The sequence below is a fragment of the Paenibacillus sp. SSG-1 genome (assembly GCF_002224835.1).
Taxonomy (GTDB): Bacteria; Bacillota; Bacilli; order Paenibacillales; family Paenibacillaceae; genus Paenibacillus_AQ; species Paenibacillus_AQ favisporus.
In genome coordinates, this window is record NZ_MBRK01000001.1 from 277,312 (window position 1) to 299,175 (window position 21,864).

The following is a 21,864-nucleotide window of genomic DNA, read 5'->3' on the forward strand; positions in this document are numbered from 1 at the left end:
CCGCCTTGTTCTGCTTGGACTGGCTTGTCCAGCTTCCCGACGGACGATGGACGACGGGGCTCTCGACTTCACCGGAGAACGTCTTCCTGACCGAATCGGGAGAGCCTTGCAGTACGGCTGCCGGATCGGCGATGGATATGGCGCTCATTGACGAGCTTTTCGGACACTGCATCAATGCAGCTGAAGTGCTTGGGATTGATGAGGATTTCCGGCAGGAGCTGTCTTCAAAACGGGAGCGGCTGGCACATCCCGGCATGGGTCCGGACGGGCGGATGCGGGAATGGGAGCGCGATTTCGGCGAGAATGAGCCGGGGCATCGGCATGTATCCCATCTGTACGGAGTGTACCCGGGAGACGCCGTAAACGAGAATACGCCGGAGCTGATGCAAGCCGCCTCCTTGTCGCTGAAGAAGCGGATCGAGGCGGGAAGCGGGCACACGGGGTGGAGTGCGGCCTGGATCTTTAACCTGTACGCGCGGCTTAAGGAGCCGGCAAACGTGTACCGCTCCATCCGGCGGATTCTCAGCGACTCCAGCCTGCCGAACCTGTTCGGCAACCACCCGCCTTTTCAGATTGACGGCAATTTCGGTTATGCGGCCGGTGTTGCGGAAGCGCTGCTGCAAAGCCACCAGGGCGAGATTCGGATGCTGCCGGCTCTGCCGGAAGCCTGGAACGAAGGGGAAGCCAAAGGTCTGCGGGCGCGAGGCGGCTTTGTGTTGGACATGAAGTGGAGCGCCGGAACGATTAAGGAAGCAGGAATAACCTCCACGCACGGCGGGACCTGCCGGATCGCGGACCATTGCCTGTACCGGGTGCAGGGACCAGATGGGCAGGAGCTACCGGCTGACGGGTTTGTTACGGCAGCGGGCGAAACATACCGAATTACACCACGGGACAAGGAAAAGGTATCGGTGAGTTGAAGCTGAAGCTGAGGCTGAAATGAAAGCTAAGGAAGCCGAAGGAAGCGGAAAGATAACCTAAGAAAACCGAAGAAGGCCGAAAAAACCGTGGGAAACCTTTTACGGTACAAGAAGCCGGAGAAGACATTTTATTTGTTACGGGCTAAGAGTTACAGGCTAAGTCACGGGCTAAGATTACGGGCTATCGGCGATTCAACAAGAGAAAGGAAGTGGGTACGTGATTAACGATAAACTGCCTAAAATTTGGTACGGCGGAGATTATAACCCTGAACAGTGGGGACAGGAAGAATGGAAAGAGGACCAGCGGATGTTCAAGCTGGCCGGGATCGACGTGGCGACGATCAACGTCTTTTCCTGGGCGTTAAACCAGCCTGACGAGGATACTTACGATTTCGGGTGGCTCGACGAAACGATGGACCGTCTGCACAAGGACGGCGTTGGCATCGTACTGGCGACGAGTACCGGGGCGCATCCGGCATGGATGGCCAAGCGGCATCCGGATGTGACCCGCGTCGATTTTTACGGACGGAAAAGAAAGTTCGGCGGAAGACATAACTCCTGCCCGAACAGCCCGACTTACCGCAAATACTCCCGCTTGATGGCGGGCAAGCTCGCCGAGCGCTACAAGGATCATCCGGCGCTGCTGCTTTGGCACGTATCCAATGAATACGGCGGTTTCTGTTACTGCGACAACTGTGCCGCCGAATTCCGCGTTTGGCTGCAAAAGCGTTACGGCACCCTGGATGCCGTCAACGAAGCATGGAATACCCGTTTCTGGGGCCACACTTTCTACGACTGGGACGAAATCGTGCTTCCGGACGGACTGAGCGAGGAGGGCGAAGGCAACGTCAGCGCGTTCCAGGGCATTTCCCTGGATTATCGCCGGTTTATGTCCGATAGTTTGCTGGAATGCTACAACATCGAGGTTGAAGCGATCCGCGAGCATTCGAAGGACGTGCCGATCACGACCAACCTGATGGGGACGTTCCCGCTGCTCAACTACTTCGACTGAGCGAAGCATATGGATATCGTCTCGTGGGATAACTATCCGTCTCTGACAACGCCGGTCAGTGAAACCGCCATGACGCATGACTTGATGCGCGGCCTGAAGCACGGGGCGCCGTTCATGCTGATGGAGCAGACGCCGAGCCAGCAGAACTGGCAGGCGTACAACTCGCTCAAGCGTCCCGGCGTGATGCGCCTGTGGAGCTATCAGGCCGTTGCCCGCGGGGCGGATACGGTGATGTTCTTCCAAATGCGGCGCTCCAAGGGCGCCTGCGAGAAGTTCCACGGCGCCGTCATTGAGCACGTCGGACATGAGAATACGCGGGTATTCCGTGAGGTGGCGCAGCTCGGGGAGGAGCTGGGCCGTCTTGGGGACACGCTGCTGGATGCGGTGACGGAAGCTAAGGTTGGCATCGTGTACGACTGGGAAAACCGGTGGGCCATGGAGCTCTCGAGCGGACCGACCGTTGAGCTGAATTATGTGCGCGAGGTGCATAAGTTTTACGACGCCCTCTTCAAGCAGGGCATCGAGGCGGACATGATCAGCGCCCAAGCCGACTTCAGCAAGTACGACATCGTGATCGCGCCGGTTATGTATATGGTCAAGCCGGGCTTTGCCGAGAAGTCGGAGGCGTTCACCGCTGCCGGCGGCACGTTTATTACGACGTTCTTCAGCGGCATCGTGAACGAGACCGATCTCGTGACCCTCGGCGGATATCCGGGCGAGCTCCGCAAGCTGCTCGGCATCTGGGCGGAGGAAATCGACGCACTGCCGCTCGGGCAGTACAATGAAATCGTCATGAAGCAGCCGTACGGCAAGCTTACGGGCAGCTATAAATGCGAGATGCTGTTTGATCTCATCCATGCCGAAGGCGCGGAAGTGCTGGCCGAGTATGGCTCGGACTTCTACAAAGGCATGCCTGCGCTCACGGTGAACCGCTTTGGTGAAGGCAAAGCGTACTATGTAGCGACCAGCGCGGACAGCGACTTCATGGAAGGTTTTCTCGGGGCCGTCTGCGCCGAGAAAGGCGTTCAGCCGCTGGTGCCGGAGCTTCCGGCCGGCGTAGAGGTTGCCCGCCGCGTGAAAGATGGACGCTCGTTCCTGTTCGTGCTGAACCATAACGCGGAGAGTGCGACAGTTCGCACGGGGGACGTCAAACGCCGGGACCTTCTCAGCGGCGTAACCGTAGACGGAGCGGCCGAGGTGCCGGGACGCGGCGTCCTGATTCTGGAGGAAGCAGAGTAAAGACAAGGTATCGCGGCTAAAATACGTTCCATTCCAATACAAGCAGGCTTTGCGGGATTTCCCGGCAAAGCCTGCTTTTTTGTAAAGGCAATTTATTGCACCCATTGATTGCGTATGGCCAGCACGACGGCCTGGGTGCGGTCCTCGGCGCCGATTTTTTGCAGGACGCGGTGCACGTGGGTTTTGACTGTGCTTTCGCTGATGTGGAGCTTGGCGGCGATATCTTCGTTTTTCAGGCCGTAAGCCATTTCCTGCAGCACTTCCAGCTCGCGGTCGGTCAGCGGGTCCGGCAGGGACAGCCGCATGTCCTGCCGGTCCTGGAACGATTCCGTCTGGCGCAGCGCCTCCGAAATCATCCGGGCTGCGGCTCCCGTCCGGTAGATGGCTTCGCCGCGGCTCGCCGCCCTGATGGAATGGAGCAGCTCCTCCGGCGCCGCATCCTTCAGCATATAGCCGACGGCTCCGGCCCGGATGCCTTCGTACACGTATTCCTCGAGATCGAAGGTGGTGAGGATGATGACTTTGCACTCCGGCAACTGCCGCCGGAGCTCCCGTGTCGCCTCGATCCCGTTCATGCCGGGCATCTGCACGTCCATGAGGGCGATAAGCGGCCGCGTTCGGAGCGCAAGGTTTACGGCTTCGCGGCCGTCGCCCGCCTCCCCGCACCATTCCATGTCCTGCTGCGCCTTAATGATAAACCCGATGCCGTGCCGGATCAGGGGCTGGTCATCCGCGATGATGATGCGGATACGTTCTGGGTCCATATTAGCATTCATTCCCCTCTGTTATTGGGTGTCGCTGCGGAAAACGGCAGGCTTGCGGTAATCTCCAGGCCATGGGGAGCGAGGGGGGTGAACGTCAGGCGTCCGCCGGCTTTTGCACATCGCTCCCGCATGGTGGTCAGTCCGAATCCCGGCTGGATTGGACCTTGCGCCACGCCGTTATCCCGGATGGTCAAGACCAGGCTTTCCTTGTTACCTATAAGCCGGACCTCAGCTTGGGTGGCCTGGGCATGGCGCATCATGTTGGTCAGTGCCTCCTGAAGGATGCGGTAAAGGACGTACAGCTGCTCCGGGGCGATGGTGCCGGGGATATCCATGGTAAAGGCCACCGGAATCCCGCTTCGCTCGCTGAAGGTGTCCGTCAGCTTCCTGAGCTCCTTCTGCCCTTCGCCAGGCCGGACAAGCCCCATTTCGTGGACGACCGTTCTGACGTCCTGAAGGCATCCGCGGGCCACATCCGTCACTTGCCTGAGCGTTGAGCGGGCTTCGTCCGGCGCCGCTTCGATCATATACGGCAGCGCCTGCAGCTGCACGATCACGGAGGTCAGGCCGTGACCGATGCTGTCATGGATGTCGGCTGCGATCCGGCTGCGCTCCTCCAGTACCGCATAGCGCAGCGCCTGCTCGGAAGTCTCCTCCAGCTCCTCGTGAGCTTGGCGCAGGCTGCGGTAAGCCGCCTCCAGCTCCTGATGAGCGGACGTCAGCTCCTGCAGATGCGTTTCTTTCATCGTTCGGGTCGTTCTGCGCAGCCTGCCGGCCAAAAATAGAAGATAAACCGCCGCGAGAATCAGGCATTGGGTCATCACAGCTTCCAAAGTCCGATGCTGAGCCAGCAGGATCCACGCTGCGGCAGCTATATTTAGAACGGTGTATGAAGCCGAGTACGATGCCGGCAGCCGGTAACTCACCCATCCCAGCAGAAAAAAGACGATGATATACAAGCTGCCGCCAAGCCCCAGCATGACCCCAATGGAAGAGATGCCAAGCAAGGCGCACACGGCAAAAGCGGGGGCCGGCCCCTGGCGGGTAAACCACCGGGGACGCCATTGCAGGCATAGCGCGGCCAACGTCAACAGCACGCCCGGAACAAACGCGCGAGGCTCACCGTACATTCCGTTCTGAATCGCGGAATACACGATCAACAAACTGAGCAGCGCCCTTCTGGCCGGATTGGAAGACAGTATTGTTCGTTCATCGTTGCCTGTTTCCATAGCAGGTCTCCTTTAGCTGGCACATTGAAGCCGGTGATTCAGGTCTTTATGCCCGTTGTCCCGTCATCGCCTGATATCTCCGGTAAATGACGTACCGGCGTGCGCAGATGGAACCGAGCGGCATGAACATCAGCGCATTTGCGATGTGATAGAAGGCGTGTGTCTGCTCCCAGGACTGAGCAAGGACCCGAAGAACAAGCACGGCGAGAAACAGCACAATGCTGGCAATGGAACCCTGCACGGTTACCTGGCCGTCCGTTCCCATGCGCATTTTTTCCATTTTACCCCGGATGATCCCCGTTGCCAAACCTGCCGCGGCAAACACGACGAACAGCACCACTTCGACCGGACCTACCGACGCCCATGGGATGGAGGAAAGGGTCATTGCCCCCCATAACACAGGAACGATCCATATGCTGGAAGGGCGGAAGGTTCTTTCCCTTGCGGTAAGCCAAATGACAAGCAGGATGATAATAATATCAGTTGAGTATTGATCCATCGCTAACACCTCATTCATTTTTCGTGATGAGTCCAGCATATCAAGGAAGATTGGCCGCGTAATCGAACCGTGCGTTGATTTTTTTCGGCCGGATATACATCCGGAGATGTACATGACTGTGGACGAACAGGTTTGGGCTTTTCTTTTTCCGATAATTTTGTTAAAATGGCAGCAAGCATTTCATCCTGAAGAAAACGAGGTAACCACACAGCCGATGGATAAACATGACTGATCTCTCTAATCTGCAAACCAACTTAATGTTGAAACCATGCAGTTTCTGCGCCTGCCGCAGGGAAGAGAATCGTTATGTCTATTTTCAGAGACTGGATACCTCACCGATGGATACGGATAATGCTTTTTTGTGTGTTTTTGACGTGTTCATGGGGTAATGTCGTGCCTGGATCATCATGTTCGGGGCGGTATTTCGTACGGGTAAACCCTTTTTTGACATAGACAATGATAACGAATTTCCTGCCGTAGGCGATGCTGCCTGCGGCTTTTTTGATTCGTGAAAATGGATCAGAGGCCGGGCTGGACTGAAACGGCTGGTTTGTCTGAAACGACGGAAATTCAAATTTATGTTTTAAAGGGTGATGCTTAATGTTGAATATCGTAAAAACGAAACATATAGCCAAAGAATTTAAAGGGAAGACCGTTTTTGAAAATATTGACCTGGAAATCTATGAAGGCGAGAGGCTGGCGCTGTTCGGCGTCAACGGTGCGGGGAAGACGACGCTGCTGCAGATTCTGACCGGGCAGCTGGAACCGGACCGGGGCAACGTGGAACGCGGAGTCCCGCTGGAGCAGTGGGGATATATGACGCAGACGTCGGAAGAGTTGATGCATCTGACCGCACTGGATGCGGCGGGGCGCGAAAGCGGCGAGCTGTGGCAAATCAAGCGCCGGCTGAAGGAGCTGGAGCAGGCGATGGCGACGGGCGAAGTCGGTTCCGATCTCCTGGAGGAATACGGCCAGCGGCTCGAGCAGTATGAGCTCAGCGGCGGTTTTGACTGGGAGACCGGGCTGGAGAAGCATTTGACCATGCTGCACATCGGTCCCGAGCTGTGGCAGGTTCCTTTTGCCGATCTGAGCGGCGGCCAGAAAACCAGGGTCAGGCTGGCGGCTCTGCTGGTCAAAAGGCCGGAGGTGCTGCTCCTTGACGAACCGACCAACCATCTGGACGAGGAGAGTATGAACTGGCTGGAGGATTGGCTTCGTCACTACGAAGGCACCGTCATTGTCGTGTCCCATGACCGGACCTTTTTGGACCGGGTGGTGACAGGAGTCTGCGAATTGACCGAGAGCGGGCTGAAAAAATATAAGGGCGGCTACTCCGATTACCGGCGGGAAAAGGACCGCGAACTTCGGGAGCAGGAGGCGCTCTACAAGAAGCAGAAGCAGGCCCGGGAAGCGTTGGAGGAATCGATCCGCAAATACCAGGAATGGTTCCACCAGGCCGAGAAATCGGCGGATAAAAATACGGAAACGAAGGCGGCGCTGCCTTACTACAAAGCGAAAGCCAAGAAAAACATCTCCAGGTATCACGCCAAGCAAAAAGAGCTGGAGCGGCTCGAGAGCGAAAGCGTGGAAAAGCCGAAAAGCGGACCGAAGGTCAACCTGCAGCTGGGCGAGGGTGGTTTCTCCGCACGTGTGCTGGTGCGGCTTGAGAAGCTGTCCTTCGGCTACGAAACGAAGAAGTTGTTCGACAAGTTCAACCTGATCCTCTCCCGCGGCGACCGGCTGGCCGTGCGGGGTCCGAACGGAGCGGGCAAGTCAACCCTGCTCAAGCTGATTATGGGCGAGCTTGTGCCAAGCGAAGGAACGGTATGGCAGCATCCGGCCCTGAAGATCGGTTACTTCTCGCAGGAGCTGGAGGTGCTGAACGAAGAGGAAACGCTGCTGGACAGCCTGCTCCGCCTGCCTTCGATGACCGAGACGCATGCGCGGACGCTTCTTGGCTGCTTCTTGTTCAAGCGGGAGGACGTGTTCAAGCGAATCGGGGATTTGAGCATGGGGGAGAAATGCCGCGCGGCTTTCGTGCAGCTGTATTTCTCCGGGGCCAATCTGCTCGTGCTGGATGAGCCGACGAACTATTTGGACATCTCGACGCGGGAAGTGATCGAGGAGGCGTTATCCGCATATCCGGGTGCTCTGGTCGTCGTGTCCCATGACCGGATGCTGATCCGCAAGCTCGCGGACCGGCTGCTGACCGTCTCTCATACGGAAGAACCGCATCTGTTTGAGGGCACGGTTCAAGAAGAGGAAGAGCAGCTGGCCAGACATAACGGAGCACTGAAGGAGGATACCGACCGGGAAAACGCCCGGCTGGCTCTGGAATGGGAGCTGACCCGGCTGCTGAACGAAGACGGCGGGAGCGACGAGGAGGCTGCGGCACGGATTACGAATATCCGCAGGCTCCGGAGCGAGCTGGAACAGCTCTAATTTGAGGAATGAAGTCTGGTTCCGCAAAAAATGGGCATGCTGAGAAGGGGAACGCCTATAGATTTAGGCGATTCGGACTTGTCAATACAGCTTTTTTTGCCTATAATTATTGACTATAGTCAACGGACTGATCCCGGTGAATGAATGACCTGTATGGATCAGCCATTGCAATCCAATTTATGTGTCAAGACAAATGCGTTGATGGAGATAAGTAAGCAGTGCCTCTTTACAGGGAGGGGACGCCGGAGATTGAGAGCGTCTCTACAGAAACAGGCTGCTGAAATTCCCTCCGGAGCAGTTCCCTGAACGAATCCACGCGCCAGCATGTTTGCTGACAGGATTCCGCGTAGGGGATAACGGTTTTCGATCCGTTACATCGAATGAGAGTGAGATCAAGCTGGCCAGAGGTGCGCGTGTGCGTATCAAACGGCTTTTCGCTTGTCTAACAAGGGTGGTACCACGGTCTTTTCGTCCCTTTTCGGGAGAAAAGGCCTTTTTGTATTTCTTAGGAATTTTTTCTGAGGATCCCCGCCAAGTACCTGAGCAGTCACCCGGGGCAAAAGCCCTGCTTTGCGGGGCGTTGTTGGTCAAAAATGTATTGGCGATTTCAAGAAGGAGGCAGGAAGTTCATGAAAGAAAAACTGGAAGCATTGCGGCAGGAAGCGATCGCTCAGCTGAATGACGTCGCTGACGTACAGACGCTGAACGATTTGCGCGTGAAGTATCTGGGGAAAAAGGGGGCGCTGACCGAGATTTTGCGGGGCATGGGCGCGCTTAGCGCGGAGGAACGTCCGCTGATCGGCCAGGTGGCCAATGATGTGCGCGGAGCGATCGAAGGACTGATCGAGTCCAAGCAGCAGGCTTTCCAAAAGGCCGAAACCGAGCAGCGCCTGCAGGCGGAGAAAGTGGACGTTACGCTTCCCGGTCGCAAAATGACCCAAGGCGGCACCCATCCACTCAACAAAGTCATTCAGGAAATCGAGGAGATTTTCATCGGCATGGGCTACCACATTGCGGAAGGACCGGAAGTAGAGACCGACTATTATAACTTTGAAGCGCTGAACCTGCCGAAGAACCACCCGGCCCGTGACATGCAGGATACGTTCTACATTACCGAGGAGCTCTTGATGAGAACGCAGACGTCGCCGGTGCAGATCCGGACGATGGAGAGCATGCAGGGCAAGGTGCCGGTGAAGATCATCTGCCCGGGCAAAGTATACCGCAGAGACGACGACGATGCGACGCACTCGTTCCAGTTCTACCAAATTGAAGGCCTGGTGATCGGCGAAAACATCCGTATGAGCGATTTGAAAGGCACGCTGCTGCAATTCGTCCGCGAAATGTTCGGACCGAACACACAGATCCGCCTTCGTCCAAGTTTCTTCCCGTTCACAGAGCCGAGCGCCGAGGTCGACGTAACCTGTGCCAGATGCGGCGGCAGCGGATGCCGGGTGTGCAAGCATACGGGATGGCTGGAAATTCTGGGCTGCGGCATGGTGCATCCGGAAGTGCTGCGCAAGGGCGGCTACGATCCGGAAGTGCACAGCGGCTTCGCGTTTGGCATGGGGCCGGACCGGATTACGATGCTGAAGTACGGAATCGACGATATCCGTCATTTCTATGGCGGCGATGTGGCATTCTTGAAGCAGTTTGCCCGCATGTAAGCGTAAGGTTAGCGAATACGGGAAGAAGGAAGGGAACGCAAGTGAAAGTATCAACTGAATGGTTATCCGATTATGTATCACTGGAAAATGTAACGGCCGAAGAGCTGGCCGAGCAGATTACGCGCGCGGGCATCGAGATCGACGAGGTTGAGCACCGCAATCACGGTATTTCGAAAGTCGTCGTGGGTTATGTAAAAAGCAAGGAGAAGCATCCCGATGCGGATAAGCTGAACGTCTGCATCGTTGACGCGGGACAGGGCGAAGACCTGCAGATCGTCTGCGGCGCGAAAAACGTGGATGCCGGACAAAAAGTACCCGTTGCCCTGGTCGGCGCTCTGCTGCCCGGCGGTCTGGAGATCAAAAAAGCCAAGCTGCGCGGCGTCGCTTCTCAAGGCATGATCTGCTCCGCCAAAGAGCTGGGCATGAACGACAAGCTGCTGCCGAAGGAGCAGCAGGAAGGCATACTCGTCCTTGAGGAGAACGCGGAGATCGGAACGCCGATCACCTCCGTGCTCGGCCTGGACGACAAAGTACTCGACTTTGACCTGACGCCGAACCGTTCCGACTGCCTCAGTATGCGCGGAGCGGCTTACGAAGTGGCGGCTATTCTGGGCCGCGACGTCAAGCTGCCTGATCCCGAAAGGGAACTGGTTGAGGTAGCTGACGCGGCAAGCAGCCATATCTCGGTCAAAATCAGCTCGCCTGAGCACTGCAGCCATTACACCGCGCGTTATATTACGGGCGTGAAGATCGCTCCGTCGCCGCAGTGGATGCAAAACCGCCTTATGGCTGCAGGTGTCCGTCCGATTAACAACATCGTTGATATTACCAACTATGTCATGCTCGAATACGGTCAGCCGCTGCACGCGTTCGATGCGGACCACTTGACAGGCGGGGCCGTAGATGTTCGCCTGGCTCGTGAAGGCGAGACGCTCGTGACGCTGGACGGCCAGGAACGCAAGCTGGAGCCACACATGCTGCTCATTACCGACGGCGTGAAGCCGGTTGGATTAGCCGGCGTCATGGGCGGACTGGATTCCGAGGTTACGGACAGCACCGTGAACATTTTGCTCGAATCGGCCAAGTTCGACGGAGGCACCATCCGCAAGACTTCCCGTCAGCTCGGACTGCGCTCCGAAGCGAGCCAGCGTTTCGAGAAGGAAGTCGATCCGGGTGCGGTCATTCCGGCGCTGAACCGGGCTGCGTCGCTGATCGCCCGTTATTGCGCAGGAACGGTTCATAAGGGCATCGTCGAAGCCGGTGCCGCGCAGGCGGAAGAAAAGGTGATTGTTCTGTCCTTCGACAAGCTGAACCGGTTCCTTGGAACGGAGCTGTCGATGCTGGAAGTGAAGACGATTTTTGGCCGTCTCCATTTCCACGCTGCGGATACCGCCCAAGGCATTTTGGAAGTGCAGGTGCCGACGCGCCGTGGAGACATTACGAAAGACGTCGACCTGATCGAAGAAATTGCCCGCCTGTACGGATACGACAATATCCCGACGACGGCGATCGAAGGGCCTACAACGCCGGGGGGCTATACGAAGTCTCAGGCGATCCGCCGCGAAATCCGCAGACTGTTCACCCATGGCGGATGGCAGGAAGTGATCAGCTACTCCTTCACCCATCCGGAGCTGGCCGCGCTGTTCCCGGCCTTGACGGAAGGAAGCGTGCCGGTGAAGCTGTCGATGCCGATGAGCGAGGAGCGCAGCGTGCTGCGTACGAGCATTCTGCCGCAGCTGCTCGATATCGCGGTGCACAACGCGAACCGGAAACAGTACGATCTGGCGCTGTTCGAAGTGGGCAACGTGTTCTTCTCGCAGGAGGAGACGCTGACGGTTCAGCCAAAAGAGCTGAACGTGCTGTCCTTGCTGCTGTGCGGCAGCCGCGGGCAGAAGCAGTGGAACCATGCGCCGGAGAAAGTCGATTTCTTCGACCTGAAGGGTGCCCTGGAGACGCTGTTCGGGGATTTGGGTCTGGAGGGAGCGATCCGGTACGTGGCGAACCAGCCGGCCGGATATCATCCCGGACGTTCAGCTTCCGTCTACCTGATCAATGGCGGCGGAGAGCAGGTTCTGATCGGAACGCTCGGTCAGGTGCATCCCGAATTGCAGCAGGAGCGCGGACTCGGCGATGTGTACGTTGCCGAAATTCTGCTGCAGCCGCTGTACGATCACGCCGATTTCGATATCCGATATCAGGAGCTTCCGCGCTTCCCGGCTTCGGAGCGGGATATTGCAGTCGTGGTGGACAGCGCCGTGGAAGCGGGCTCCCTGCTTGAGACGATCCGCGAAGCCGCGGGCGAGCTCCTGCAGAACGTACAGGTATTCGATGTGTTTACCGGAAGCAAGCTCGGCGAAGGCAAGAAGAGCGTCGCGATTTCGCTCGTCTACCGCCACAATGAGCGCACGCTGACGGATGAGGAAGTCACCGCGGCGCATGCCGGAGTCGTCAGCGCCCTTGAGCAAAAGTTTCAAGCGGAATTAAGAAAATAGCAGGAATTGAATCCAATCACATCGAATCCTTAGACACAGAGATTCGATGTGATTTTTTTATTGGAGAGAACAAGACATCTTAGAGTCAACACACATATGAAGGAGGGCACAACTGTGACTACACCTGATCGTACACGCGTCTCCGTGGAGATCTACGGGACTTCTTATAAACTGGTCGGCAGCAGTGCCGATTATATGCGAAAGATTGCCAGTTATGTCGATGAACGGATGAATGCCATTTCCAAAAGCAATTCCCGGCTGGACACCCCTAGGATCGCCGTTCTTGCCGCGGTTCATATGGCGGAGGAAGCCGTGCAGATGCAGGATCTCCGCAACGAAGTGAAGATGCTGACCGGCGAGCGCAGCGAACTGCGCTCGGAGCTCACCAGGCTGCAGTCCGAGCGGGACGAGCAGCTGGCGGAAGTCAACAAGCAGAAGGAAGAAGCGCAGCTGATCAAGAAGGAGAAGGAAGAGCTGCAAAAGCGGCTGGAGCAGGAGAAGGCTGCGCTTGCGAAAGAGCTGGAGCAGTCCAAGTCTGAGCTTACGGCGCGGCTGGAGCAGACCCGGAATTCTTTGACGAAGGAGCTGGATCAGCTCCGCGCTTCGCTGAAGCGGGAGACGGAACAGAAGGAATCCTTGCTCCGCAAGGAGAAACAGGCCGCGGAGCAAATGCAGAAGGACAAGCAGGCTGTGGAGGAACGGCATAAAGCTGCCGTGCTGGAGCTGGAACGGAAGCATGCGGCAGCGCTGCAATCCGCCGAGCAGAAGCGGGTCGGAGCGTTGAAAGAGGCGGAGGAGAACAACCGCGCGAAGATCACCGAGCTTGAGCAGAAGCATCAGGGAGCCGTCAAGGAGCTCGAAGAGAAGCATGCAGCCTCTATTCAGGAGCTGCAGGAGCAGCTGACCGAGCTTCGCGGCAGCAGCGGCGAGCTTCAGGAGAAGCTGCAGAACATGGAGCAGGAGCTGAAGAACGCCAAGGAGGCCTATTCCAGACTGCGGCAGCAGCATCAAGTCGTGCTGGTGCGCGAAGAGGAGGCCAAGGCGCAAGTGCAGGCTTTGACCGAACAGGAGGAAGCGCTGAACGGACAGATCAGCAAGCTGAAGGACGAGGCGGCCGCTTCGGAAGAGGAACACCGCCGCATGCAGAAGCTGCTTGAGGATTACAGCGAGGCTTCCAAGAAAATGACTGGCGAAATCGCCCAGCTGACGGCCGAAGCCGAAACCCTTCAAGGCACGATCGAGAAGCAGAAGGAAGAGATCGGCGAATTGGAGCTGCAGGTGCTGGAAGCCGGCGAGCAGAACGAGACGCTGGAGACGGGCATGGCTTCGCTGCATGACGAGCTGAGCGTGCTGAAAGAGCAGGCGGACGGCGAGAGTAAGCTCCGCCAGGAAGCTGAGCAGCAGCGGGAAGCGCTCCGACAGGAGCTGGCCGCGAAAGAGGAGCGGCTGCAGCAGCTTGCTCAGGAGCTGGCAGAAAAGCAGCAGCAGCTCGTAGCCCAGGTGCAGAAGCTGCAGGCGCAGGAGCGTTCTTCCTCGGAACAGGGAGAGGAACTTCAGCGTTTGGAGAAGCAGCTGGAAGCCCAGCAGGAGGTGCTGGCCGCGAAAGAGCAAGAGCTGGAATCGCTGAAGCAGGCGCTGCAAGGGCGGGAGCAGGATCTGCAGGATTACGGCCGGCAGATCGAGGCCAAAGAGGAGCAGATTGCAGGCCTGGAGCGGCAGTCGAGCCAATATGCGCAGCAGCTCAAGGACCTTCGGCTTCAATTGGAGGAACAGCAGGAATTGTATCTCGAGCTCGAAATCCAATCGGAGGAGCAGCAGGAGAACGTACAAAACCTGCAGCAGGAGCTGGAGAGAAGACGGGAAGTACACGCGGAGCTGGAGCTTCAGGCGGAAGAGGAACGGAAACGTTATGCTGGCCTGAAGGAGCAGTGGGAAGAGCAGCAGGCAAGGTATACCGAGCTGCAGAGCCGTTCAGGCGAATACGAGCAGCAGTGCGGCGAGCTGCGGAAGCAGGTAGCTGAGCATGAGGAGCAGTACGAGCTCGCCCAGCTGCTGCTCGAAGAGCAGCAGGAGCAGTACGCAGCGCTGCAGCAGGAGCTGGAAGAGCAGCGGAAGCAGCAGCAGACGGCCGCTCGGGCGCTGAAGGAACGCGAAGAGGAGTACGCATTGCTGCAGCAGGAGCTGGAAGAGCAGCGTGAGCAGCAGCAGACGGCCGCTCGGGCGCTCAAGGAGCGCGAGGAGCAGTACGCAGCGCTGCAGCAGGAGCTGGAAGAGCAGCGTGAGCAGCAGCAGACGGCCGCTCGGGCGCTGAAGGAGCGCGAAGAGCAGTATGCAGCGCTGCAGCAGGAGCTGGAAGAGCACCGTGAGCAGCAGCAGATAGCTGCCCAGGCGCTGAAGGAACGCGAAGACCAGTATCGAGCGGTACAGCGGCAGCTGGAGGAGCAGCGGCAGGAGCACCAAACGACCCGCCAGGCGCTGGAAGACCTCGAGAATCAGTACCTGGAAGTTCAGGAGCAGCTCGAAGAACAGCAGGCGGAGCATCGGACGGCCCGCCGGGTGCTGGAAGATCTCGAAGAGCAATATTTAACCTTGCAGCAGCAGAGCGAAGGTCATCAAGAGCAGTATCGTGCGCTACAGCTCCGGCTGGAAGAACGGCAGGAGCAGTATCACGAGCTTCGGATGGAATATGATGACCACCAGGAGCTGTATCAGGAACTGCAGCAGGCGCATGACGCCAGAGCAGAGCAGCTGGCGGATTTGGAGCAGCAGCTGGAGGACAGCCGGGAAATGATCGGGCGCCTGCGGTTGCAGTCCGAGGAATATGCCCGCGACAACGGCACATTGCGCCAGCAGCAGGAGCAAGCTGAAGCACGGTTTGAAGAGCTGGAGCTTCAAGCCAAGGACGTTCAGGCTCAGTACGAAGAGCTGCAGCGGGTGAACCGGGCAGCTCAGGAGCAAAATGAACAGCTGCGGAGCCAAACCGAAGCGCAGCGCGAACAGTACAACAGCTTGAACCAGCAGTATCAGGGCTTGCAGCGGCAGTATGAGGAATTGCAGCGCCAGGTGAAGGAGGCGCAGAGCCGCCAGGAGGATACCGAAATCGAATACCTGCTTCTGCTGGAGGAGAAAGAGGCCGCGGTGAAGAAGCTGGAGGAAGCATCGCTGCAGCTGGATGAAGCGGCAGACCGGGAGACCGAGCTGCGCGGATTGCTGCGCAGTGCCGAGCAATCCATGCAGTCTTATCAGGATAAGCTGAAGGATATGATGGACCAGCAGGAAGCGTGGGGCAGCCGGGAGCTGGAGTTGCAAGAGGAGCTTGAGGCTTGGCAGCAGCAGATCGCTGCCGGCGAGCAGCAGCTTACCCGGATCCAAAGCGAGAAGGAGTCGGTCGCGGATGAACTTCGCCAGGTGGGGGAAAGCTTTGAGCTGGTGACGCATCAATACCGTCTGCTGCAGGCAGAACATGAGATTCAGCTGGAGAAGACCGGCAAGCTGGAGGAAGAGTACCGCTTGCTCAAGGACGAGTATTCCAAGCTGCAGACCGAATATAACGAGTGGATCGAGCTGATCGAACAGGATCAGAGTTGACTTCTATAGACCACCCACATTACACACTTAAATGAAAATCCCCTCGGAGTAAGCGGCAGGACGGATCATGCATCATCCTGAAGCATACTTCGAGGGGATTTTAACTTTTGGGTTCAAGTCTGCCTAACTTTTATTCCACAATGACTTTGGCAATCATGCCGGAATGTCCCGCTCCGCAGAACACTGAGCAGGCCATTTCGAAAGTGCCGGCTTTTTCCGGTGTGACGACCGCGGACTTGTTTTTACCGTCAAGCTGAAGCTCGAGACCCGGAATGAGAACGCCGTGGTTTCCCTCATCGTTTTCAAGCGTAATTTTGACAGGTACGCCCTTTTTGAGATGATATTCTTTTTGATCGAATGCATAGTTTGTCGCCTTGATCACCAATTCCTCGCTCGGGGCTACACCGGTTTCGGTGACTCCGCTGCCCGATGCGGAATCGCCGCTCTTGGATTGCCCGCAAGCAGCCAGCACCAGAATCAGCACGCAGGAAAGGACGACAGCCAGGGTCTTCTTCACTTGTGATCCTCCTTTATGTATACCTTCATCATTTTAATTGGTTCCATGCCTTATCATACCTTAAGTTGGATATGTCTGGGCGAGGCTCATTTGAAAAATTGGTGAACGCAGCACCCATTGATTTTGCCGCCCCCCAGGAAAAGGATCAGCTGGAAAAAAGATAGTGCTTATCTTGGATTTAAGATATAATGAGCATTGACGATGTACGAAGCCCGCAAATATTCTTGTTTAGAAGATTAGGGGAATGACATTCCAATGAATCGCACGGGGTTGATTTTGGAAGATTTATGGCATCGCAAAATATTGAACGCCTATTGGATCGTGACGCTGATGTTTTTCGCGGCGGAGGCGGTTCTGCTGCTGCTGGGCTGCATTCCTTCCGTGACCGCCGGGGACGGGCCGGAGGACTGGCTGCGTCTGGGCATCCCGGACGGCTGCATCCTGCTGCTCATGCTGGCAGCACAGACCTGGCTGCGATTCGAACCTAAATACCGGAAGCAGGTTGTGGTCGGCTGCGGATTTTTGCTCTCCTACCTGTTCTATTTCATCATTCAGCCGATCGTGGACGGGGCACAGATGGCGCTCCTTCTGCCCGTTCTGATTTCCGTCGTTTATTTTGACCGCAAACTTCTATATGGCTTTGGCTCGTTAACGATCCTCCTGTACTGTCTCATCTATCTCACCGAACGCTCCCTTTATCAGAAACCCATTCAGGAATTCATCCAAATCCAAAGCGTGTTTATTGTCAGCATCATGATTGGTCATACGATTTTGGTCCGAGTCAAGGAATTTATGCGCCATCTGGAATCGGTCATGAAGTCGGAGCAGCAGCTCCTGGTGGAAAGAACGATATCGGACAAGCTGCTCAAAATCGATGCACTGACCGGGCTATACAATCACAAGGCGTTTCACGAATACCTGGAAGCTCTGCTGGAGCAATGCGAGAAGTATCAGCTTCCGCTGCAGCTGGCAATTATCGATATCGATAATTTTAAAAAGGTCAACGATAATTACGGGCATCGGGTGGGCGATGTCGTGCTGAAAGAGGTTGCTTCTAAGGTGATGTCGACGATGACGCCGAATGATTTTGCCGCCCGTTATGGCGGAGAGGAATTTGCCATCATTATGGCGGATAAGACATTGGAAGAAGCAGAACGGATGGCTGAGCAGCTGCGCGAACGGATCGCCAGAACCGAGCTGCCGCATACGGTGAAGCCGGTTACGGTGAGCATCGGACTTTGCAATTTCCAGCAGGGGGACGACAAGGAATCATTATTTCGAAAAGCGGACATGGCGCTGTACCAGGCAAAACGGACGGGAAAAAATAAAGTGGTGACCGCGGGTGAAGACGCAGCCGATTATGCCGGATAAAAAAGGAAAGACCCCTGTCCTTAGGCAGGGGTTTTCATTCTTGAAACGGTTTACCGCTTGTCCCTTCCGGCATTAAATGCGGATACCGGGATAAACAGGTCGATAATACCGATGACGAGGGCGGCGAGAATGGCGCCAAGAATGGTAACTTCAACGCCGCTGACAATAAATTGGGCGATGTATATGACGAGGGCACTGACGATGAAACCGACGATCCCGCGTCCAAAGGGAGTAACCCTTTTGCCGAAGATTCCTTCAATAATCCACCCCAGCAGTGCGATAACCAAAGCGAGCAGCAGAGCGCTCCAGAACCCTCCGACGGAAAACTGGGGAACGATCCAGCCTACGATCAGCAGGACGATGGCAGACACGATAAATCGAACGACATGACCCAGAAAATGCATGCAACTGGCCTCCTTTACACATGGATACTGTGTTATGCAAACCTTATTGTATTCAATTTTCGCCATGTTATGTATGGAATGATTTAGCGCTGCAAATGGCGAAGCGGCAAACATTTCGTATATAATAAAGGCATTGCACGAGAGGAGTAGTGAATACTGTTGGACGACAAGATTTTGCATACGCTCGAATACCGCAAGATTTTAGATAAATGCGCTGCCTATACCCAAACCTCAATGGGGAGGGAAGCGGCCGAGTCCTTGAAGCCCGATACCGATCTGGAATCGGTAAAGCGTTTGCTTCAGGCAACCGACGAAGCGTATACCGTGGACCGTCTGAAGGGAAATCCGTCCTTCGGCGGCATCACGGACATCGCCGCTCCGCTGAAGCGCGCCAGAATCGGCGGCACCTTAAGCCCGCATGAGCTGCTGGCCATCGGCAACACCGTGAACGGTTCGAGACGGATCAAGCGGTTCATCGCGAATGTTCACGAGGACGAGCCGATTCCCCTGCTTGAGGGGATCAGTGAAAATTTATCCGAGCAGAAGCCGCTGGAAGATGCCATTAAAGCATGCGTCGACGAAAGCGCCGAAGTGCTCGATTCCGCCAGTCCGGGGCTTGCCCAGGTTCGGAGGGAGCTGAGATCCGGCGAGGTGCGGATCCGGGAGAAGCTCGATTCGATGATCCGTTCCTCCAGCGTGGCCAAAATGCTGCAGGACCAGCTCATTACGATCCGGGGGGACCGCTTTGTCATTCCGGTTAAAGCGGAATACCGTTCGTATTTCGGCGGGATCGTGCATGATCAGTCCGGTTCGGGGGCGACGCTCTTTATTGAGCCGGAATCGATCGTGGCGATGAACAACAAGCTGCGCGAAACCCGGATGAAGGAAGAACGCGAAATTGAAATTATTTTGCAAAAGCTGACGGCGCTCGTCGGTGAACAAGCAGATCTTCTTCTGCTCGATATCGATCTGCTGGGACAGCTCGACTTTATTTTTGCCAAGGGGCGTCTGGCGCATGTCATGAAGGCCAGCCAGCCGAGAATGAACGACCGTGGATACTTGAAGCTGAAGAAAGGACGCCATCCGCTGATCGACATGGAGAAGGTTGTGCCGATCGACGTGGAATTGGGCAACTCGTACACTTCCATTATCGTGACCGGGCCGAATACCGGCGGTAAGACCGTCACGCTGAAAACGATCGGATTGCTGAGCCTGATGGCGATGTCCGGCCTGTTCGTTCCCGCGGAGGAAGGAAGCCAGCTCTGCGTGTTCGACGCCATTTACGCCGATATCGGGGACGAGCAGAGCATCGAACAGAGCTTGAGTACGTTCTCCAGCCATATGACCAATATTATCCGTATATTGAACCATATGACGCCGAAGAGCCTGGTGCTGCTTGACGAAGTGGGGGCCGGTACCGATCCGGCCGAAGGCTCGGCGCTCGCTATTTCTATTCTGGAGCATATCCACAGCCTGGGCTGCCGGATGGTGGCTACTACCCACTACAGCGAACTCAAGGCTTATGCCTATGAACGCAAAGGCGTCATCAACGCCAGCATGGAATTTGACGTCAACACGCTGAGTCCGACTTACCGGCTCCTCGTCGGCGTTCCGGGACGAAGCAACGCGTTTGCGATTGCGGAGCGGCTCGGACTTCCGCAGGTGATCCTGGATTATGCCCGCGGGGAAGTGAAAGAGGAAGATCAGCGCGTCGAGCATATGATCGCCTCCCTCGAGGAAAACCGGCTGGGCGCCGAAAGCGAACGTGAGAAGGCCGAGAAACTGCGCCAGGAAATGGAGCAGCTCCGGAGCCGGCATCAGCAGGAGCTCGAGAAGCTCGAGGAGCAGCGCGACCGGCTGATCGAGAAGGCCCGGGGCGAGGCCAAGGAAGTCATTGCCAAAGCCCGCCGCGAAGCGGAGCAGATCATCGCCGATCTGCGGCAGCTGGCCAAAGAGGAAGGGGCTTCGGTCAAGGAGCATAAGCTGATCGCCGCCCGCCGTCAGCTGGATGAGGCTGAGCCGCAGCAGCGCAAGAAGGGAGCGGCCAAACCGAAGGCCAAGGCCCCGCGCCAAATCGAGCCCGGCGATGAAGTCATGGTCTACAGCCTGAACCAGAAGGGCCATGTCGTGGAGCTGTCCGGCGCGAAGGAGGCCGTGGTGCAGCTCGGCATCATGAAGATGAAGGTCAGCCTGGACGACCTCGAGCTGGTGAATGCGAACAAACCGGCCGAGAAGCAGGTGCAGCGGCATGCGACTACGGTCAAGCGCACGCGGGATGACAACATACGCAGCGAGCTGGATCTGCGGGGCGCGAATCTGGAAGAGGCGCTCATCGAAGTCGACCGTTTTATCGACGAAGCGTTTTTGGGCAACCTCGGCCAAGTATACCTGATTCACGGGAAAGGCACGGGAATTTTGAGACAGGGAATCTCGGAATATCTCCGCAAGCACAAGCATATTAAAAGTTACCGTCTGGGAAATTACGGCGAAGGCGGAACCGGCGTGACGGTGGTTGAGCTTAAATAATATGGGTGTGAGCCTGAATTTCGGCCGGGAACAGGGGGATGTTGGGAGTGAAGAACGGGGCTGATCTGCTGTTGGCCTATCCGATCGGTACGCTGATTGGTTATTTTTCGGTAGCGATTCTGGGCTTGATCGTCTTTCTGTACTGTTTTGAAATTGTGGCGAAGTACAAGTGCTGGGATGAAATCGGACGAGGCAATATTGCCGCCGCTTTGGCTACCGGAGGTAAAATATTCGGTCTTTGCAATGTGCTGAGGTACAGCATCGAGTCCAAAACGTCGATCTATGACATGATGAAGTGGGCCTTCTACGGCTTTCTGCTGCTGTTTATCGCCTACCTGCTGTACGAATTTTTAACCCCGGTGTTTTCCGTGGACGAAGAAATTAAACGGGATAACCGGGCGGTCGGCCTGATCTCTATGCTGATCCCGGTGTCCCTTTCATATGTGATTGGAGCCTGTTTAATGTAGGAGGAACACATGAAAAATTTGGCGAGGATTTTGTTCGTCGCTGCGGTCGCCTTCTTTGTTGTGGGCGTCGTATATTTGATGAAACATTAAGGAGATGGATCATATGGAAACCACGGTTTGCCCTTGGTGCCAGACGGAAATCGTATGGGACGAGGAACTGGGCCCCGAGGAGGAATGCCCTTACTGCCACAATGAGCTGAAAGGTTACCGGACGCTGAGCATCCAGCTGGGTGAAGAGGAAGCGGACGTAGACGAGGAGCATGAGGGAATCGAAGGTACGGATTGGGAGCTTCCTGAGGATGACGATAAAGCCGTTCCTTTTTGGAATCAGGAAGACATGCAGCAGCTGCCTCCGTCGATCCGGACACTCGATAAGTATGAAGACAGCCATGACCTCATGAACTACGAGGAGACAGTGGAGCAAATTCTGGATGAGCAGGAGGAAGTGCCGGAATGCCCGAAATGCCGGGATTATATGGTGCTTGCCGGCACGCATCAGGTGGGGGACCGATTTCAGCCCGCGGCCTTCGGCGTGCTCCAAGGTCCGGTATTGACTCCGCCTTTTCAAGTTCAAATGTATATTTGCACGGGATGCTTCCATGTCGAATACAATCTGGCCGAGGAAGACCGGCTGCGGATGGTCGACCACTTAAGCCAAGAGAAGAAGAATTCGTAAAAAAAGCAAACCGACCGATGATTTGCCCCCTTTTAGGGAACTACTAATGAGGTA

The 21,864-nt window shown here is 56.4% G+C and carries 14 protein-coding genes, 1 pseudogene and 1 other annotated feature; of the genes and pseudogenes, 10 read left to right on the forward strand and 5 right to left on the reverse strand.

The window, feature by feature from the left end; translation table 11 throughout:
* Positions 1-920 (forward strand): glycosyl hydrolase family 95 catalytic domain-containing protein (locus BCV73_RS35620; RefSeq protein WP_343219874.1); only part of this gene is annotated, 920 nt, incomplete at its 5' end.
* A 217-nt stretch (positions 921-1,137) separates the two neighbouring features.
* Positions 1,138-3,171: pseudogene (locus BCV73_RS01535) on the forward strand (beta-galactosidase).
* A gap of 92 nt (positions 3,172-3,263) precedes the next feature.
* On the opposite strand, the gene BCV73_RS01540 reads toward BCV73_RS01535, so the two are convergent.
* From BCV73_RS01540 to BCV73_RS01550, 3 genes are read right to left on the reverse strand one after another with little or no spacing between them, the layout of a single operon-like run.
* Positions 3,264-3,935, reverse strand: a complete 672-nt coding sequence (locus BCV73_RS01540; RefSeq protein ID WP_076170715.1) for a response regulator — start codon at positions 3,933-3,935, stop codon at positions 3,264-3,266.
* Between the two features lie 8 nt (positions 3,936-3,943).
* Positions 3,944-5,164 carry a sensor histidine kinase gene (locus BCV73_RS01545; RefSeq protein ID WP_076170712.1) on the reverse strand — a complete coding sequence of 407 codons (1,221 nt, stop codon included), beginning with the start codon at positions 5,162-5,164 and terminating at the stop codon, positions 3,944-3,946.
* A 46-nt stretch (positions 5,165-5,210) separates the two neighbouring features.
* Positions 5,211-5,663 (reverse strand): CcdC protein domain-containing protein, encoded by a 453-nt coding sequence (locus BCV73_RS01550; protein ID WP_179231856.1) that lies wholly within the window; start codon positions 5,661-5,663, stop codon positions 5,211-5,213.
* 600 nt (positions 5,664-6,263) lie between these two features.
* Here BCV73_RS01550 and abc-f point away from each other — a divergent pair.
* The 4 genes from abc-f to BCV73_RS01570 all read left to right on the forward strand — a co-directional run bounded on the left by abc-f (position 6,264) and on the right by BCV73_RS01570 (position 15,849).
* A complete protein-coding gene (abc-f, locus tag BCV73_RS01555) occupies positions 6,264-8,105 on the forward strand; it encodes a ribosomal protection-like ABC-F family protein (RefSeq protein WP_089545718.1) in 1,842 nt (613 codons plus the stop codon).
* Positions 8,106-8,294: 189 nt separating this feature from the next.
* Positions 8,295-8,584: a binding site (T-box leader), on the forward strand.
* Positions 8,585-8,734: 150 nt separating this feature from the next.
* The gene (gene pheS, locus BCV73_RS01560) at positions 8,735-9,769 is read left to right on the forward strand and encodes a phenylalanine--tRNA ligase subunit alpha (RefSeq protein ID WP_089545719.1); all 1,035 of its coding nucleotides are present in this window, start codon (positions 8,735-8,737) and stop codon (positions 9,767-9,769) included.
* Positions 9,770-9,810: 41 nt separating this feature from the next.
* Positions 9,811-12,261 carry a phenylalanine--tRNA ligase subunit beta gene (gene pheT, locus BCV73_RS01565; RefSeq protein ID WP_089545720.1) on the forward strand — a complete coding sequence of 817 codons (2,451 nt, stop codon included), beginning with the start codon at positions 9,811-9,813 and terminating at the stop codon, positions 12,259-12,261.
* 114 nt (positions 12,262-12,375) lie between these two features.
* A complete protein-coding gene (locus BCV73_RS01570) occupies positions 12,376-15,849 on the forward strand; it encodes a cell division protein ZapA (RefSeq protein WP_089545721.1) in 3,474 nt (1,157 codons plus the stop codon).
* A gap of 130 nt (positions 15,850-15,979) precedes the next feature.
* On the opposite strand, the gene BCV73_RS01575 is transcribed toward BCV73_RS01570, so the two are convergent.
* Positions 15,980-16,366, reverse strand: coding sequence for a cupredoxin domain-containing protein (locus BCV73_RS01575; protein ID WP_089545722.1), 387 nt, complete (start codon positions 16,364-16,366; stop codon positions 15,980-15,982).
* Positions 16,367-16,621: 255 nt separating this feature from the next.
* Between BCV73_RS01575 and BCV73_RS01580 the strand changes: the two genes are divergently transcribed.
* Complete coding sequence (locus tag BCV73_RS01580) at positions 16,622-17,737, forward strand: GGDEF domain-containing protein (protein ID WP_076170694.1); 1,116 nt, start codon at positions 16,622-16,624, stop codon at positions 17,735-17,737.
* Between the two features lie 50 nt (positions 17,738-17,787).
* Here the strand turns inward: BCV73_RS01580 and BCV73_RS01585 are convergent, their stop codons facing one another.
* Entirely contained in the window at positions 17,788-18,141 is a 354-nt protein-coding gene (locus tag BCV73_RS01585) for a phage holin family protein (protein WP_076170692.1), read from the reverse strand.
* 159 nt (positions 18,142-18,300) lie between these two features.
* On the opposite strand from BCV73_RS01585, the gene BCV73_RS01590 reads away from it, so the two are divergent.
* The 3 genes from BCV73_RS01590 (at position 18,301) to BCV73_RS01600 (ending at position 21,810) form a co-directional block, all read left to right on the forward strand.
* Complete coding sequence (locus BCV73_RS01590) at positions 18,301-20,667, forward strand: endonuclease MutS2 (RefSeq protein WP_089545723.1); 2,367 nt, start codon at positions 18,301-18,303, stop codon at positions 20,665-20,667.
* 38 nt (positions 20,668-20,705) lie between these two features.
* The gene (locus BCV73_RS01595; protein ID WP_089545724.1) at positions 20,706-21,134 is read left to right on the forward strand and encodes a DUF350 domain-containing protein; all 429 of its coding nucleotides are present in this window, start codon (positions 20,706-20,708) and stop codon (positions 21,132-21,134) included.
* A 103-nt stretch (positions 21,135-21,237) separates the two neighbouring features.
* Positions 21,238-21,810, forward strand: a complete 573-nt coding sequence (locus tag BCV73_RS01600) for a hypothetical protein (RefSeq protein WP_089545725.1) — start codon at positions 21,238-21,240, stop codon at positions 21,808-21,810.
* Positions 21,811-21,864: the final 54 nt, after the last annotated feature.

Coding starts and splice junctions, on each gene's coding strand:
- BCV73_RS01600 (WP_089545725.1), top strand. CDS start 21,238: ATGGAAACCACGGTTTGCCCTTGGTGCCAGACGGAAATCGTATGGGAC.
- BCV73_RS01550 (WP_179231856.1), bottom strand. CDS start 5,663: ATGGATCAATACTCAACTGATATTATTATCATCCTGCTTGTCATTTGG.
- BCV73_RS01585 (WP_076170692.1), bottom strand. CDS start 18,141: ATGCATTTTCTGGGTCATGTCGTTCGATTTATCGTGTCTGCCATCGTC.
- BCV73_RS01540 (WP_076170715.1), bottom strand. CDS start 3,935: ATGGACCCAGAACGTATCCGCATCATCATCGCGGATGACCAGCCCCTG.
- abc-f (WP_089545718.1), top strand. CDS start 6,264: ATGTTGAATATCGTAAAAACGAAACATATAGCCAAAGAATTTAAAGGG.
- BCV73_RS01595 (WP_089545724.1), top strand. CDS start 20,706: ATGTTGGGAGTGAAGAACGGGGCTGATCTGCTGTTGGCCTATCCGATC.
- pheS (WP_089545719.1), top strand. CDS start 8,735: ATGAAAGAAAAACTGGAAGCATTGCGGCAGGAAGCGATCGCTCAGCTG.
- BCV73_RS01580 (WP_076170694.1), top strand. CDS start 16,622: ATGAATCGCACGGGGTTGATTTTGGAAGATTTATGGCATCGCAAAATA.
- BCV73_RS01545 (WP_076170712.1), bottom strand. CDS start 5,164: ATGGAAACAGGCAACGATGAACGAACAATACTGTCTTCCAATCCGGCC.